Source organism: Sulfurirhabdus autotrophica, from assembly GCF_004346685.1.
In the GTDB taxonomy this organism is placed as follows: domain Bacteria; phylum Pseudomonadota; class Gammaproteobacteria; order Burkholderiales; family SMCO01; genus Sulfurirhabdus; species Sulfurirhabdus autotrophica.
Window position 1 is genome coordinate 1 of record NZ_SMCO01000022.1, and the last position, 16,236, is coordinate 16,236.

General features: G+C 46.7%; 17 protein-coding genes and 1 pseudogene. 5 read left to right on the top strand and 13 right to left on the bottom strand.

What is annotated here, in order from left to right; all coding sequences use genetic code 11:
• Window positions 1-80 (top strand): annotated as a pseudogene (locus tag EDC63_RS15555) (IS1595 family transposase); the annotation flags it as partial.
• 58 nt (window positions 81-138) lie between these two features.
• On the opposite strand, the gene EDC63_RS15560 reads toward EDC63_RS15555, so the two are convergent.
• The 4 genes from EDC63_RS15560 to EDC63_RS15575 form a co-directional block, all read right to left on the bottom strand.
• Entirely contained in the window at window positions 139-1,152 is a 1,014-nt protein-coding gene (locus tag EDC63_RS15560; RefSeq protein ID WP_124948201.1) for an NAD-dependent epimerase/dehydratase family protein, read from the bottom strand.
• Between the two features lie 56 nt (window positions 1,153-1,208).
• On the bottom strand, window positions 1,209-1,706 hold the full coding sequence (gene dsrE2 / locus EDC63_RS15565) for a sulfur carrier protein DsrE2 (protein WP_223248494.1): 498 nt from the start codon (window positions 1,704-1,706) through the stop codon (window positions 1,209-1,211).
• A 174-nt stretch (window positions 1,707-1,880) separates the two neighbouring features.
• Window positions 1,881-2,336 carry a hypothetical protein gene (locus EDC63_RS15570; RefSeq protein ID WP_124948202.1) on the bottom strand — a complete coding sequence of 152 codons (456 nt, stop codon included), beginning with the start codon at window positions 2,334-2,336 and terminating at the stop codon, window positions 1,881-1,883.
• Window positions 2,337-2,341: 5 nt separating this feature from the next.
• Window positions 2,342-2,920 (bottom strand): peroxiredoxin-like family protein, encoded by a 579-nt coding sequence (locus tag EDC63_RS15575; RefSeq protein WP_124948203.1) that lies wholly within the window; start codon window positions 2,918-2,920, stop codon window positions 2,342-2,344.
• A gap of 184 nt (window positions 2,921-3,104) precedes the next feature.
• Here EDC63_RS15575 and acnB point away from each other — a divergent pair, with 184 nt between their 5' ends.
• Window positions 3,105-5,666 carry a bifunctional aconitate hydratase 2/2-methylisocitrate dehydratase gene (gene acnB, locus EDC63_RS15580; RefSeq protein WP_124948204.1) on the top strand — a complete coding sequence of 854 codons (2,562 nt, stop codon included), beginning with the start codon at window positions 3,105-3,107 and terminating at the stop codon, window positions 5,664-5,666.
• A gap of 94 nt (window positions 5,667-5,760) precedes the next feature.
• On the top strand, window positions 5,761-6,369 hold the full coding sequence (locus EDC63_RS15585) for a glutathione S-transferase (RefSeq protein ID WP_124948205.1): 609 nt from the start codon (window positions 5,761-5,763) through the stop codon (window positions 6,367-6,369).
• Between the two features lie 63 nt (window positions 6,370-6,432).
• On the opposite strand, the gene mnmA is transcribed toward EDC63_RS15585, so the two are convergent.
• From mnmA to EDC63_RS15620, 7 genes are all read right to left on the bottom strand, one after another.
• Window positions 6,433-7,497, bottom strand: coding sequence for a tRNA 2-thiouridine(34) synthase MnmA (gene mnmA / locus EDC63_RS15590; RefSeq protein WP_124948206.1), 1,065 nt, complete (start codon window positions 7,495-7,497; stop codon window positions 6,433-6,435).
• Window positions 7,490-8,035, bottom strand: coding sequence for a hypothetical protein (locus EDC63_RS15595; protein WP_124948207.1), 546 nt, complete (start codon window positions 8,033-8,035; stop codon window positions 7,490-7,492). Before EDC63_RS15595 ends, mnmA begins: the two co-directional genes overlap by 8 nt.
• Window positions 8,036-8,039: 4 nt before the next feature.
• On the bottom strand, window positions 8,040-8,486 hold the full coding sequence (locus tag EDC63_RS15600) for an NUDIX hydrolase (RefSeq protein ID WP_124948208.1): 447 nt from the start codon (window positions 8,484-8,486) through the stop codon (window positions 8,040-8,042).
• A gap of 34 nt (window positions 8,487-8,520) precedes the next feature.
• Window positions 8,521-9,156 (bottom strand): MarC family protein, encoded by a 636-nt coding sequence (locus EDC63_RS15605; protein ID WP_124948209.1) that lies wholly within the window; start codon window positions 9,154-9,156, stop codon window positions 8,521-8,523.
• A 138-nt stretch (window positions 9,157-9,294) separates the two neighbouring features.
• On the bottom strand, window positions 9,295-9,543 hold the full coding sequence (locus tag EDC63_RS15610) for a hypothetical protein (protein ID WP_124948210.1): 249 nt from the start codon (window positions 9,541-9,543) through the stop codon (window positions 9,295-9,297).
• A 211-nt stretch (window positions 9,544-9,754) separates the two neighbouring features.
• Complete coding sequence (locus EDC63_RS15615) at window positions 9,755-11,026, bottom strand: NAD(P)/FAD-dependent oxidoreductase (RefSeq protein ID WP_124948211.1); 1,272 nt, start codon at window positions 11,024-11,026, stop codon at window positions 9,755-9,757.
• A 65-nt stretch (window positions 11,027-11,091) separates the two neighbouring features.
• On the bottom strand, window positions 11,092-11,448 hold the full coding sequence (locus EDC63_RS15620; protein ID WP_124948212.1) for a CZB domain-containing protein: 357 nt from the start codon (window positions 11,446-11,448) through the stop codon (window positions 11,092-11,094).
• A 326-nt stretch (window positions 11,449-11,774) separates the two neighbouring features.
• Here EDC63_RS15620 and EDC63_RS15625 point away from each other — a divergent pair, with 326 nt between their 5' ends.
• Together EDC63_RS15625 and EDC63_RS15630 are read left to right on the top strand one after the other, a co-directional pair.
• Window positions 11,775-13,121: a sigma-54 interaction domain-containing protein gene (locus tag EDC63_RS15625; RefSeq protein ID WP_124948213.1), complete on the top strand. Its 1,347-nt coding sequence runs from the start codon at window positions 11,775-11,777 to the stop codon at window positions 13,119-13,121.
• 47 nt (window positions 13,122-13,168) lie between these two features.
• A complete protein-coding gene (locus EDC63_RS15630) occupies window positions 13,169-13,369 on the top strand; it encodes a YgaP family membrane protein (protein ID WP_124948214.1) in 201 nt (66 codons plus the stop codon).
• 49 nt (window positions 13,370-13,418) lie between these two features.
• On the opposite strand, the gene clpA is transcribed toward EDC63_RS15630, so the two are convergent.
• On the bottom strand, window positions 13,419-15,677 hold the full coding sequence (gene clpA / locus EDC63_RS15635; protein WP_124948215.1) for an ATP-dependent Clp protease ATP-binding subunit ClpA: 2,259 nt from the start codon (window positions 15,675-15,677) through the stop codon (window positions 13,419-13,421).
• Window position 15,678: 1 nt separating this feature from the next.
• On the bottom strand, window positions 15,679-15,987 hold the full coding sequence (gene clpS, locus EDC63_RS15640; protein WP_124948216.1) for an ATP-dependent Clp protease adapter ClpS: 309 nt from the start codon (window positions 15,985-15,987) through the stop codon (window positions 15,679-15,681).
• Between the last annotated feature and the right edge of the window lie 249 nt (window positions 15,988-16,236).

Sequence of the window (16,236 nt, forward strand, 5' to 3'; positions counted from 1 at the left end):
AAACTGAATATCGCTTTAATCATCGTCGTGATAATCTTTACCTTGGACTACTCAAATTGTTGAGACTAAACCCGCTTTAACTTCCTAAGACCCTTTGTACATATAGCAGGCTATCTATCTGGTAAAAAGCACTCCTGTTCATAACATCTCTGGTAGCGGTCGGGCCATCCTCATATTTCCTTTTTCCCGAATTTGCATTTCCTTGAGTTGCTTCCGAATGGCATCCTTCCAATGCACTTTTGCTTGATAGCCTAGTCGCATTTGGGCTGATTTGTTTGAAACTCCAGTTTCTTCCAGTAAATGAATAATGGATCGGGTAACCAGAGGCTCCCAGGGTACGACAGGGTCTAGTTTTTCCATCAGCCATGCAAAGGCGTAGGCGATGGGAAAAGGTACGCTGAAGTGGGGTTCTGGATAACCGTATTCGGTATGCAAGAAGTGTATGACTTGTTTTGTGGTTGGGATTTCTGGCCCCACAATATTAAAGCTTTCATAACCTTTGAGGGCTGGATTGATGGCGGCTAAGGCAAACGCCTGGCCGATGTCTTCTCCATCTATGATGGGCATGCTGGTACTGCCACCTGCTACCCACGGTACCAGATGGGTTTTGAGTCTGGGCAGCAAAATGGGGAATAATCCCAGTCCATAGTGTTCTCCGGCAAATAACCCGCAGCGCAGGTTGACCATGGTGGTTGGTCCGTTCGCGTTCTGACGCATGGCATTTTCAATGGCGATGACCGAGTTGAGGTGCGGCCAGAATGCGCGAGGTTTTCCAGGTGAATTGGCATCGTGGGAGTCGTCAGGCGCAGCTGCACTGGTGGTGCTGATGAATATAAACCGAGATATACCCTGTTTGATACAGGCATTCATAAGGGCAAGAGACGGTTTGAGATATAAATCTTTTGAATGTTCTGCGTGCCCCCATAATGAGGTCCATGCGGCAGCATGGCAGACTGTATCCACATCTTGTAACAACGATTGGATATAAGCGGGATTACGTAAATCTCCCGTGCGCACTTCGCCGGTAAACCATGATGGTATTTTGTTTTTGTCACGACAGGCCGCAACCACTTCTACATTGTGTTGCTGCAGTGCAGCGAGAATATGACTGCCTACAAAACCGTTAGCGCCGGTTACCAGTATTTTGTTCATACTTCATTCCTGTTGTGATAAAAAACTCCCGGAAATGTGTGCGGGAGTGGGGGGGTTTAGATAAACAGACTGACGTCAGACGTCTGGGCAATGGGGAGGAATGAGGCGGCACCGATGTAATCTTTTACTTCGGGGATAAATACCTCTTGATCATAACCAAAAAGATCGACTGTCATCTGGCATGCCACCATTATGACATCGGCCTCCAGGCAAAACTGCCGCAACTCTTCGACATCTGCGACGCCTACGTTTTTGATGGTTTTTTTCATTAGGCTGGTAGCCAGATTTTCATATCCGGGTATGGCTGCCTGAACCAGATTGGGTATATTCCATTCGATGCCTCTGAACCATTGTGGCCCAACCGGCATTTTCATGGGCATGGCGGGGTTGCCCAAGGGGCTAATTTTCAGTGAGGAAAGGTCGCGTTTGAGTAACTCCAGCCCATAAAATGTAAAAAACAGTGAAACTTCCCAACCCAGTGCTGCGGCTGTGGACGCCAGAATAAATGGCGGGTAGGCCCAATCCAGCGTTCCTTTTGTCACGATAATGGCCATGCTGGGCGTTTTGTTAGCAGCAATTTCCGCTAATTTCTGAGGCAGTAACTCGTCTAGTCGGGCGTTGATGATGGAATCCAGCTGATGTTGGGCGATTTCATTCTGGATAGGCATTTGCAGGACAGGTGCATTCATGATGTTTCTCCTTGTTGGTGGGTTGGGAAAAGCTGATTTTCAGGTTGGTGAATGAGTAGTGCTGCCAGGATGGGGAAGCAAGTTCTTCCACCAGCGTTTCCTGCCTTGCGGGATGATTTGTGGTGCGATAACTACTTCCGGGGGCATTTTGCTGATTATCCACCCAGGCGGAATGACCTTGCCGCTTGAACCGCAGTATGCACCCAGATTGTTTGGGTCGTAGATTTCTATCAGGGTTGGTGCGTCGAAGTGATCTGTATAAATAATGCCCAGATAGCTTTCGTCATGGTCTCGTCTCAACAATTGGTTGATCTCACCAAGTATGTGCGCAAAGCCTTCATTGGATTGTTTGTGAACGGGGATTTTCTCTCCCACGTAATATACATACCAGCCATCTTTGCGGTTTTTGAGCATGGTGGCCTGCAATGTCTCCCATTGCACCCAGCTCATGACGCCATAAAGTGTTCCATTCAAGGTTTCAGTAAAGGTATTCATATTCATCACCACGCACCCATATTTTCTGATTGTAAAAATGAAGGTTCAATTTCAAGAAACGAATATATTTCCTCGATAGGGAGGTGGTCGCCGATATCTGAACCATAAAATGCGCGATATATGGTTTGTTCGGGGGTGATGAGAAAGTCTGCCGGGAGCGTTGCCTTGTCGCCATCCATTTTACCAGGCCAAAAACCTTCTCCAATCACAGCGTGAAATACCATGGGGAGTTTCAATGCAAAAGCCTTTCCAAACCCCAGCCAGGAAGAGGTGACGCCGTATCGCTGATAAACCGCATGGGAAGGATCTGCAATGATGGGAAAAGGGGCGTCTTGCTTACCGACATATTCTCGAATGCGCTCAGCTGGCGATTGAAAAAAGGCCAGCATGGATAATCCCTTGGCTTCAAAAGCTGGGAAACGCTGGATTAATTCATGCACTCTGAGGTTGCACAAAGGGCAAGATGCGTAGCGATAAAAGGAAATCATCAACTTCCTGCCAGCGTAATCAGCAAGGCTGATAGGGGTGCCGTAGATATCCTTAACCTGAAAATCAATGGCTTGCTGTCCTTCCTGGTGTTTCATGGTGGTGGCTCCAGCGAGGTGATAATTCAGAATAATACATACGTATGACTTTTACAAGAAATAATATTTATTTATGAATAAAAAGCGTTTAAGCAGATATAAAAATTCTTAAAGGCGTTGTATAAGCAAATCCTGTTTGTCATGATGCTATAATTGACGTTTTCGAATAATTTGAGATTTCGACATGCTAGAAGCTTACCGTGCCCATGTTGCTGAACGCGCTGCTCTAGGGCTGCCACCCTTGCCACTGAACGCAGAACAAACCGCTGCGCTCGTAGAACTCGTAAAGAATCCTCCTGCTGGCGAGGGGGATTTCCTGCTTGATTTACTGGAAAACAGAGTGCCGCCAGGTGTTGATCAGGCCGCCTATGTAAAAGCAGCGTTTCTGGTGGATATCGCTAAAGGCAATGCCGAATCTCCCTTAGTGTGCAAGCAACATGCAGTTGAAGTGCTGGGTACAATGCTCGGTGGCTACAATGTGGCCACACTGGTTGAATTGCTGGATGATGCGACTTTGGCCCCGGATGCTGTTCAGGCACTGTCCCACACCGCTCTGGTATTTGACGCATTTCATGATGTAGATGAAAAAATGAAGGCGGGAAATGTACACGCCAAAGAGCTCATGCAATCCTGGGCGAATGCGGAATGGTTTACCCGTAAACCGGCTCTGGCAGAATCCATTCAAACCGTGGTTTTCAAAGTCCCTGGTGAAACCAATACAGATGACCTTTCCCCTGCACAGGAAGCCTGGTCCAGGCCAGACATTCCCCTGCACGCTAAAGCCATGCTGGTCAGCAAAATACCGGATGGCTTGCAGACCATTGAAAAGCTCAAGGAAAAAGGATTGCCTTTAGCTTATGTAGGTGATGTGGTGGGTACTGGCTCTTCACGCAAATCAGCCATTAACTCGGTGCAGTGGTATATGGGGCAGGATATTCCTCATGTACCTGGCAAGCGTACCGGCGGAATTGTGCTGGGTACCAAAATTGCACCTATATTTTTTAACACGGCTGAAGATTCCGGCGCTTTGCCTATTCAGTGTGATGTATCTGCTATGAATACAGGGGATGAGGTAACCATTTATCCATTCAAGGGTGAAGTCCATGATGCGACTGGTAAGGTAATCAGTACATTCAAGATGGAACCTGAGACACTGCCGGACGAAATCCGTGCAGGTGGGCGTATTCCTCTTATAATCGGCCGAGGCCTGACAGCAAGAGCGCGCGAAGCGTTGGATATGCCGGTTTCTGATTTGTTTATTCAGCCGGCTATGCCAAAAGATACGGGTAAAGGTTTTACGCTGGCGCAAAAAATGGTCGGACGTGCTTGCGGAGTTCAAGGAGTGCGCCCAGGCACTTACTGTGAGCCAAAAATGGCAACAGTGGGATCGCAAGACACAACCGGCGCTATGACCCGTGATGAATTGAAAGAACTGGCTTGTCTGGGTTTTTCAGCTGACCTGGTGATGCAGAGTTTCTGTCACACAGCCGCTTATCCCAAGCCAGTGGACATTACCTTGCAACACGAATTGCCTGACTTCATTTCCTCACGGGGTGGCGTATCGTTAAAACCGGGTGATGGCGTGATACATTCCTGGCTGAATCGTATGCTGCTGCCTGACACCGTTGGAACCGGTGGCGACTCTCATACCCGTTTCCCTATTGGTATTTCTTTTCCGGCAGGATCCGGCCTGGTGGCATTTGCCGCAGCAATGGGTGTGATGCCGCTGGATATGGCTGAATCTGTACTGGTGCGCTTCAAAGGTGAGATGCAACCAGGGATTACACTGCGTGATCTGGTTAACGCCATTCCCTATGCGGCAATACAGAAAGGCGAACTGACAACCGGAAAACAGGGTAAAAAGAATGTATTCAATGGCCGCATTCTCGAAATCGAAGGATTGCCGAACCTGAAGGTAGAGCAGGCATTTGAGTTTTCTGATGCCTCAGCTGAGCGTTCTGCAAACGGTTGTACGGTACGGTTAAACAAAGAGCCGATTATCGAGTATTTGAATTCTAACATCGTGCTTCTGGAACATCTGATCGACAAAGGCTACGCTGATCCACGCACATTGCAGAGACGTATTGATGCCATGAAAGCCTGGCTGGATAAACCGGACTTGCTGGAACCGGATGCCGATGCGGAATACGCTTACGTGCTGGAAATTGATTTGAACGAAATCAAAGAGCCACTGGTTGCCTGCCCTAATGATCCAGATGATATCAAGCCGCTTTCAGCCGTGGTGGGTGACAAGATTGATGAAGTGTTCATTGGCAGCTGTATGACCAATATAGGTCATTACCGTGCAGCCGGTAAAGTGCTGGAAGATGCTGGTTTGATCCCCACGCGGTTATGGATTGCGCCGCCTACCCGTATGGATGAAGCAGAACTGCGCGAAGAAGGTATCTACGCCATATTTGGCCGAGCAGGCGCGCGAACTGAAGTGCCCGGATGCTCCCTGTGTATGGGCAATCAGGCTCGGGTTGAAGATGGCGCGACGGTGTTTTCTACCAGTACGCGTAATTTTGATAATCGTATGGGCAAGAACGCAAATGTTTATCTGGGTTCCGCAGAATTGGCGGCCGTATGCGCCAAATTGGGTCGTATCCCAAGCGTGGAAGAGTATTTGGCGATTGTGCAGGACAAGATTGCGCCTTTGGCGGATAATATCTATCGTTATCTGAATTTTGATCGAATGGGGCAGTATATCCGCACGGGGAAAGTAATTTCTGTCGTGCAGGCTTGATTTTACTGCAAAAAAATTCATGCGGGTTTGCAGTGTATATGATATTGTCTTGCCCTCGCGAGTAAATTTTATTTAATTGAGTTAGAGAAACACTATGAAATTAATCGGCTCCCTTTCCAGCCCATTTGTACGCAAAGTCCGTATTGTATTGGCTGAAAAACGTATTGAATGTGAGTTGATGGTCGACATTCCATGGACACCAGATACCCAGGTGCCTGAATTTAACCCCTTGGGGAAAGTGCCGGTTCTGGTAATGGATGATGGGTCTACGTTATTTGATTCGCGCGTCATCGTAGAGTATCTGGACACACTGACTCCTGTAAGTCGCCTGATACCGGAAGATGCCCGTCCACGCACCAGCGTGAAACGCTGGGAAGCCCTTGCAGATGGTATTTGCGACGCAGCTGCGACTATTTTTCTGGAAAAAAAGCGGCCTGAAGTGCAGCAAAATGCTGACTGGTTAGTACGCCAAGAGCAGAAGATTTTTCGCGGCCTGGAAGCGATGTCAGAAGAACTGGGTGAAAAGAATTGGTGCTTCGGGGAGTTTTACTCTCTAGCTGATGTGGTTGTCGGGTGCGCGTTAGGTTATCTGGATTTCAGATTCCCGGAAATTAAATGGCGAGAAGCCCACCCTAATCTGGAAAAGCTGGCAGAAAAACTGGCAGGAAAACCGGCTTTTAAAGATACCTTGCCGGTAGCTTAATGCAGTTAAAGCACAGGATTAAACTTGAGTAATTTGCTGTAAATGAAGTTTAGTCCTGGCTTACTACAGAATTATCCCGCCTCCCAAACATACTTCACTTTCGTAGATCACCACTGATTGCCCCGGCGTTACTGCCCATTGCGGTTGTGCAAATGCCATGTCACAGATTGCACTATCTACCTGGGAAATGCAGCAAGGTGCATCTGCCTGACGATAACGGGTTTTAGCACCATATACCCATTTGGGGTGCGGCAGCTTTCCGCTAATCCAGTTTAAATCCTGCGCTTTAAGCGAACTTTTATAGAGCATTGGATGGTCATGCCCTTGAACCACAATCAGTATGTTGCGGTCCATATCTTTACCACCCACGAACCAGGGTTCTCCTTGACCGCCAATGCCTAAACCCTGCCTTTGGCCTATGGTGTAATACATCAAACCCTCATGCTTGCCCACGACCTTGCCTTCCGGCGTCTGCATTTCTCCCGGTTCTTTCGGCAAATACTGGCTCAGAAACTCCCGAAATGGACGTTCGCCAATGAAGCAGATACCCGTGCTGTCTTTCTTTGCGAAATTGGGGAGTCCAGCCTGTTCTGCAATCACGCGCACGTCACGCTTGTAGATATTGCCAAGCGGGAATAATGATTTGGAGAGTTGGGCCTGATTGAGGCGATACAGAAAATAGCTCTGATCTTTGGTACCATCCTCCGCTTTGAGAAGCTGAAATAAACCCTCTTTTTCTTGTACGCGCGCGTAATGACCAGTGGCTATACAGTCGGCACCCAGACTGAGGGCATGTTCCAGAAAAGCCTTGAATTTGATCTCGGAGTTGCACAGAACGTCGGGATTGGGTGTGCGACCCGCCTGATATTCACTTAAAAAATAACTGAAAACACGGTCTTTGTATTCTTTGGCAAAATTAACGGCTTCAACATCAATACCGATTTTTTCCGAGACGGCCAGCACATCCATGAAATCCTGCTTTACCGGGCAGTACTCATCAGTATCGTCATCTTCCCAGTTTTTCATGAACAGCCCGACAACATCATGCCCTTGCTGCTTCAGCAACAAGGCTGCAACAGCCGAATCTACGCCACCAGACATGCCGACAACGATGCGTTTTTTAGACATTGGGTGATGCTCCCTGCATCCAGTCGTTAAGGTCGAAAATTGCCGCAGGCTGGCCATTATCAAAAAACCAGGAATCGACTACAAATTTATGTTGATCTTTTTTTTCTTCAATCTGTGCGGCCCAATGTTCATTTACGAGCCATGGCGCGCGCTTGACAGGGGAGAGTACTTGATGGAATTTCAATAATCCGATTTTTTGCATTAATAGCAGATAGCTGGTTGTATTGGTTGAATGATCAATGCAATCCATCCTGCCGTCAACGCCATCATCATTTATATTGCCGCCTTTATCCTGAAATGTCGGGGTTTGCTCCCCTGCAAAACTTTCCAGCAGGCCTATGGCTTTGCTAATGGCGTTCCTTTCTGATGGTGCGTCAGGTAGCTTAGCGAAAAGTGCTTTAATGTGATTTAGTTGTGATTTTGAGAACGAAACTTTCTCCTGAACGGCACAACTGTAGTTATAACAAATATAAATGTCTTCGGCTACAACTGGCGTGCTAAAGAGTAAAACAAAAAGAAAAATGAAAGGCAACCGCATGAAATTATTCGTAATGAGTCAAAATGTCCAGGGAGTAACGTTTTCCAGCTAGGTAATCTTCTATGCAATTAAGCACCAGCGGGCTGCGAAACTGCGCTGTCATGCCCCGGATTTCATCCAGAGGCAGCCAGGCGGCCCGGATTATTCCCTTGTCCAGTACTCTGTCAGCTTCATGTTGGGTAACGCTGCCGATAAATGCAAAGCGAAGGTAAGTGACCCCTTTGCGTGGGTGCGTCCAACGGTAAATACCTAACAAAGATTCCGGTTTGAAATGGTAGGCAGTTTCTTCAAGTGTTTCCCGGATCGCAGCATTTAACAGGGATTCGTTTGGTTCCAAATGACCAGCTGGCTGGTTGAACTGAATACCTTCCGAAGTGTTTTCTTCAACCATCAGAAACTGGCCATCATTCTCGATGACAGCAGCAACCGTGACATTTGGCTTCCAGATCATAATGCTTTTCTAGTGAAAAAGCGCATTGTACAGGCTAGATCAATTTTGGGAAAAGTTCTCCCAGCCCTTTTGCAATAAATTCTACTGCCATTGCGGCCAGAATCAGTCCCATCAAGCGAGTGACAATATTGATGCCTGTTGTACCAAATTTATTGGTAATCCGCACGGAAAGCAGAAAAATTCCCCATACCAGCAGTGAGATCAGCAAGATGGGGAGAATTAATTTAGTGTGGCCAATAAAACCACTTTTAACGTGATGTGCCGCAATAATGACACTACTGATGGCGCCTGGCCCTGCCAGCAGTGGAATGCCGAGCGGAACTACCCCCACAGCCTGCTTTTCAGCAGCCTCTTCTGCTTCTTCAGGTGTTTGCCGGATTAAGCTATCCTTCGCTTGCAACATGGAAATTGCCAGCAATAAAATGAGAATACCCCCTCCAACCAGAAACGAAGATATGCTGATGCTGAAAAAATCCAGTATGCGTTCACCCAGGAATAGTGAAACAAATAGAACGCTGAAAACCGTGATAGCCACCGTTCTGGCGGTTCTTGCGCGCTCCTGATTTGTCCAGCCACGGGTGGCGCTAATGAAAATGGGAATGCCGCCAATCGGGTTGACGATGGCAAGTAAGCCAATGGTCGTTTTAAAGAGGTCGCTCCATTCGTGCATAGTTCGTGATTATTCTAGATGAGAGTCGTAAAGAGGGTATTGTACTGCTGACCGGGATATGCAGGTAAATAATGCTGGAACAACGGGAATAAAAAAAGCAGGACTAAGTCCTGCTTTTTTATGCAACTAAGGCAAGTATTACTTGGCAGCAGGAGCAGCTTCAGCAGCAGGAGCTGCATCAGCAGCAGGAGCAGCTGCTTTCTTAGCGTGTTTTTTAGCTTTCTTGTGCTTTTTAGCAGCTTTCTTAGCTGGCTTAGCAGCAGGAGCAGCAGCGTCAGCAGAAGCAGCAGCTGGTTCTGCAGCAGGAGCCATAGCATCAGCAGCAACAGCGGAGAAAGTAACAGCAGCAAAAGCTGCAGCGATCAAAGCGGATAGTAATTTGCTCATTTTAGTTCCTTAAATAAAAATTGATTTGTCTCAAACATCCAGACACAATTTTGTCGTGTCGGTTCGAATAACGCGCGATTGTTATGTGTGGTTGACAACAATTTGAAAATTATTTCTAGGTGAATTAAAAATTCAGGTTGTTTTTTATTAACCCCATGAAAAAAATAAAAAAAATGCCAGGCTGAAGATTGCCTGGCCAAGGGGGAGGTGTCTAATCTTTCAATTTTTTAATACCCAGTGCGCTTAATACGTATTTTTCATACAAGGGTTCTGTTGTGCCTTTTTTCATTTTTCGAATGAAATATTTTTCAAATGCAATCTTGGCCAGATGTACCCATTTCCCTTCTTTGAACCAGTTCACGTTACGCGGTGGTATTTGCGGTAATGCCACGAAAGCAGCCCCTGTGTCACCAAAATCAGCAAGGCAGATCGCATTCCATGTGGCTTTTTGGTCTGGTTCTCTGCCATCTAGCACTGCCCTGATATTCAGTGCCGTGGCATGCACCATGGTTTCAATCATGTACCCGGTTTTAGGGGCGCCGGTCGGTACGGTAGTCACTTCTACTGGCGGAATAGCGACGCATACGCCTACTGCGTAGATGTTTTGATATTTTGGATTGCGTTGAAAGGGATCGATCAGAATAAAGCCCCGCGGGTTGGTGAGGCCTTCAATACCGAATACCGCATCGATGCCCTTGAAAGCAGGAAGCATCATGCCATAGTTGAAGGGGAGTTCATGTTGCTTCTTTTCATTGCCGCTGTCATCGAATTCCGTCACAAACATTTTTCCGGCTTCGATTTTGGTTGTCTTGGCATTGGTAATCCATTTAATGTGGCGGTCGCGCATGGCGGCCTCCAGCAAGCCTTTTGAATCGCCTACGCCACCCAGTCCCAAGTGGCCAATATAGGGTTCAGCTGTAATGAAGGTCATTGGGACTTTGTCGCGTATTTTGCGTCTGCGCAAATCGGTGTCCATGATGAAAGCAAATTCATAGGCCGGCCCGTAACAAGAGGCGCCTTGCACTGCACCCACCACGATTGGGCCTGGGGTTTTAACAAACTCATTCCATGCTTCCCCTGCCTTTACAGCATGATTGACATGGCAAATGGATTGGGTGTTGCCGTCTGGGCCGAGACCTTCAACTTCATCAAATGCCAATTTTGGGCCGGTAGCTATAATAAGGAAGTCGTAACTGATTTTTTCTCCGTTAGCCAGTTCGACCTGATTGTTTTCAGGGTGTACGCGTTTTGCTGCTGAGGGTACAAATTTAATATTCTTTCTGTCATAGTAGGGGGCGATTGGAAACTCAATATCTTCTCTTGTACGCCAGTTTACGGCCACCCATGGATTGGAAGGGACAAAATGAAAATTGGGATTGTCTGAAATGACGGTGACAGAGTCTGCGGCGCGAAGCTGCTCTTGCATTTCATAAGCCATAGGCATGCCACCGATGCCTGCACCCATAATGACGATATGTGCCATTTTATAATTCCTCTTTTAGTTGATAGTGTTGAACTGGTTAAAATAAATATAGCTCTAATAAATTGCTATTTTTCTTGAATTAAGTGAATGCCCAGCTTAGCTAATGAGTTTTTTACGCGTTGTGAGATGCGGTTATAGTCTTTCTGAAGCAGGGCTTCAGCCTCAGGAATATTTCCATCGTCACATTTTTGTACAATATCGGCAGCACATTGGTGAAATGCTGCGTGGTCATTCTTCATTTCTGAAAAATTGGGCAAGGCTTCGTACGTTTTCCCTTCGCCATATATCCATTTGCCCAGCATGCACTGATCGTCCTGGCAGATAATGGTTGGGTCAAGGTTTTCTGATCGGTCACCGCTCACATACCTTTCCAGCCGGACCTTCCAAGCCACATGTGCCTTGATTGCTTCCATTAAATCCATGGTGCCCCCTTTTTTGGTTCGGTCGATGGGTAAATAAAATGCCTTTAAAAATATACAAGCAATAAGCTTGCCATAATGTCTAATAGATTGATTATATGTATTTTATTAAAATTTCTGCTCGATTTAACTGGAGTTATATATCTTTTTATGCCATGATGACATGACGAATTGGCATTTTTATGTCAGATTGAATGTGATATTTTGTTACATTGATTGGATTTTTTAACTAATTGAATATATATGATAAAATTTAATACGTATATATATTCTGAGTGAGTGTTATCGTTTGTTATGACTTGTGGCATGACAAATTGACAGGTTTTTGAATGGCTGACGATAAAAATATTACTATTGAGTTGCAGTCGCTGATTGACGTTCAAGAGAACCCTTTTGTGCTGATTGATGCGAACTATCAAATTGTTGCGGCGAACCAGGCTTACAGCATGGCTTATGGTTTGACGCCTGAGCAGTCCGTAGGCCGATTGTGCCATGAAGTCTCCCATCATTCGGATGTCCCTTGCCATAAAAATGGTGAGCATTGCCCCCACCAGCAGGTATTTGCAACTGGTCAACCCTGTCAGGCCGTTCATGTACACTTTGACCAGATGAATCGGCCTGAACGCGTGAGGCTTAAGGGGTATCCGATCAGGAGTGCTGACGGCACTTTATATCTCGGCGAGACTGTTTTTCCACTAGATTGTTCAGAAGGGGTGGATTGCGAAGAAATGCGAATGATCGGTCGCTCTCCCGCTTTTCTGAATTGCGTTGATAACCTGACAAGCGCAGCCGAGTCTGAAGCTTCTGTATTGCTGTACGGGGAGAGCGGGGTAGGCAAAGAACTTGCTGCGCAGTATGTGCACAAGCGCTCTTCTCGAAACGGCAAGGCTTTTCTGGCTGTTGATTGTGCCGCTATTACGGAATCTCTCTTCGAGAGTGAGTTGTTTGGTCATGAACGTGGTGCATTTACCGGTTGCATAGGGCGCAAACAAGGGTTGTTTGAATTGGCAGACAGGGGAACGCTGTTTCTTGATGAAATCGGGGAAGTCCCTCTGGCAATGCAGGCTAAGCTGCTGAGAGTGCTGGAAACAGGGGAGTTCAGGCGCGTAGGTGGGAGAGAGTTGCTCAAAGCAGATGTGAGAATTGTTTCAGCCACGAATCGTAATTTACTTGAAATGGTGGATATGGGGCGCTTCAGGCTGGATCTTTATTACCGGATTTCAGGGATTGATATTAATTTACCACCATTACGCGAGCGTCAGTCTGATATTCCAGCCTTGGCTGAAACAATACTTTCTCGAAATGTGGGGGCGGGTATGCGTTACAGACTGACTGCTGAAGCGATAACACTGCTTCAGGCATATAGTTATCCAGGGAATATACGCGAGCTGAGAAACATCTTATTGAAGGCAGCAGCGCTAAGTGCAAACGGTATTATTGGCCCAGAACATATTTTACTTAAAGAGTTTAATGTAGTACCTAAGGATAAACTGCTGACAGACGCGGTTTCTTACACCAGAGAAGGCGAAGCCTCGCCTTCAATGACGCAAGTTGAGGCGCAGTATATTGCAGATTTGCTGGTGCAGCATAATGGCCACAGGCGAACAGTCGCAGATATTTTAGGAATCAGTGAGCGAACGCTTTATAGAAAATTGAATTTATACCAGCTAAGCTGATTATAAAAGTGTGTACCTAGTTAATTAACTCAATATGGAGAGGTTATATGAAAGTGAATGTCGGAAGTATAGATAAAGTGCTCAGAATTATTGTTGGGCTTGGATTGCTGAGTCTAATTTTTATTCTGGAAGGAAGTCAACGCTGGTTTGGTTTGATTGGCATTGTCCCACTTGTAACCGCCTTGATGGGGTGGTGTCCTCTTTACATGATTTTGGGTATTAATTCCTGCCCTGCTCGTAAAGATTAAAAAAATATCTGGCAGTCGTTGTTTTGACGAACTGCCAGATATTACCTGATCAGGCTACCTCTTCGGTTTCCTCGTCGAAGATGAGTTTTACTTTTTCATCTTCACCCATATCGACTGTAACGTGCCCACCGCTGGATAAACGACCAAACAGCAGTTCATCGGCCAGAGCGCGTCTAATGGTGTCTTGAATCAAGCGTGCCATTGGGCGTGCACCCATCAATGGATCGAAACCGTGTTTGCCCAAATAGGTTTTGAGCTTATCGGTAAATGTGACTTCAACTTTTTTCTCATGCAATTGTTCTTCAAGTTGCATCAGGAATTTCTCTACTACACGCAGAATCACTTCATTATCCAGCGAAGCGAAAGAGATAATCGCGTCGAGTCGGTTACGGAACTCAGGGGTGAACATACGCTTGATATCGGCGAGTTCATCACCGGCTTTTTTCACCTCAGTGAAGCCTATACCGGACTTGTGCAGGGACTCAGCGCCAGCATTGGTGGTCATGATAATAATCACATTACGAAAATCTGCTTTTCGGCCATTATTATCAGTCAACGTACCGTGATCCATCACCTGTAAAAGCACATTGTAAATATCCGGATGCGCTTTTTCAATTTCATCCAGTAACAGCACGGCGTAGGGATGCTTGGTGATGGCTTCGGTGAGTAGTCCGCCCTGATCAAATCCGACATAACCGGGAGGGGCACCAATCATGCGGGAAACAGCATGGCGTTCCATGTATTCCGACATGTCAAAACGAATTAGCTCGATTCCGAGTGCATAGGCAAGTTGTCTGGCAACTTCGGTTTTACCTACACCAGTTGGGCCGGAGAAGAGAAAAGATCCAATCGGTTTTTGTGGATTACCCAACCCGCTGCGAGACATCTTAATGGCTGATGAAAGCGCATCAATGGACTTATCCTGACCATAAACCACAGCTTTGAGATCGCGATCCAGATTTTTTAGTGCATCACGGTCATCGCTGGAAACGTTTTGGGGCGGAATACGTGCGATTTTTGCGACGATTTCCTCTATTTCATGTTTTGTGATGGTTTTGCGCTGCTTCGATTTTGGCAGAATGCGCTGTGCCGCACCTGCTTCGTCGATGACATCTATGGCTTTATCCGGAAGATGGCGATCATTGATGTAGCGTGCTGAAAGTTCTGCTGCAGTAGTGAGGGCAGACGCTGTGTATTTTACATTGTGATGGGCTTCAAAACGGGATTTCAGTCCGCGTAGAATCGCAATGGTTTCCTGAATGCTAGGTTCTGGCACATCAATTTTCTGGAAGCGACGTGACAAAGCGTGATCTTTCTCGAAAATCCCTCTGTATTCCTGATAGGTGGTTGCGCCAATGCATTTGAGCAGACCGGATGAAAGCGCCGGCTTAAGCAAATTGGACGCGTCCAGCGTTCCGCCAGAGGCAGCGCCAGCACCAATCAATGTGTGAATTTCATCAATAAACAAAATTGCATTGGGATTGTCGTATAGCTGTTTCAAAACCGCTTTCAGGCGTTGTTCAAAATCGCCACGGTACTTTGTGCCGGCAAGCAGGGCACCCATATCCAATGCGTATACAACACTACCCTTCAAAATTTCAGGTATATCATCATCGACAATGCGTCTTGCCAATCCTTCGGCAATGGCAGTTTTACCGACACCTGCCTCGCCGACCAGCAGAGGATTGTTTTTACGGCGGCGGCACAGCGTCTGTACGACGCGCTCCAGTTCGTGAGCGCGACCAATCAGCGGGTCAATTTTCCCCGCCAGCGCCTGGGTATTGAGGTTCATGGTGTAGTTTTCAAGAGCGGTAGCTGGTGCTGCTTCCTGCTCCACTTCCTGTTCAGAATCAGGGCGTGCTATCGGGCCTTGGGGGACTTTGCTGACACCATGAGAAATAAAGTTCACGACATCCAGTCGCGCAATGCCTTGCTGTTGCAGGAAGTAAACTGCGTGGGAGTCTTTTTCACCAAAAATGGCTACCAGCACATTCGCGCCAGTCACTTCTTTTTTGCCGGAAGACTGTACGTGCAATATGGCGCGCTGGATCACGCGCTGAAAACCCAGGGTCGGCTGAGTGTCTACTTCATCTGTACCGGCAACGGTGGGCGTATGCTCAGTGACAAAATCAGTCAGAGACTTGCGCATATCATCCAGGTTTGCTGCGCATGCGCGTAACACTTCGGCAGCCGAAGGGTTGTCCAGCATGGCTAATAGCAGATGCTCAACAGTAATAAATTCGTGTCGGCGCTGACGTGCTTCCATAAACGCCATGTGTAAACTTACTTCAAGTTCTTGTGCAATCATCTTACGTTTCCTCCATCACGCATTGCAGCGGATGTTGATTCTGTCGGGCAAATCCCAGTACTTGTTCTACTTTACTCGCAGCAATGTCTTTTGGAAAGACTCCGCATACACCTGCACCGTCCCTATGTACTTTGAGCATTATTTGCGTTGCTTGTTCACGGGCCAGTGAAAAAAAAGTTTGTAACACCAGCACCACGAAATCCATTGGCGTGTAATCGTCATTCAACAATAGCACCTTGAACATAGGTGGCGGTTTAATTTTACTCTCGCGAGATTCTAGAATTGTGTTTTCATGATGTTTAGTTGCCATACTACTGATTGTCTCGATAAAAAAGGATACTTGTTGTTATTTTGAGCGATATGGCGAATTTTTCAAGGGTTCTTGCCAAATAAATAAAAAATATTAGAAAAATGCTTGACTGGTTTGATAAATAAGTAGTAAAAAGCTAATGGGTGTTTGATACAAGTTTTTCCGCTGTTCTGGTTTTGCCATTATTTTTGCGGTCTTGGAACTCAAACAGTTTTTACGGGCGCGCGCCCGAGTTTTTAGGAGTGGCAA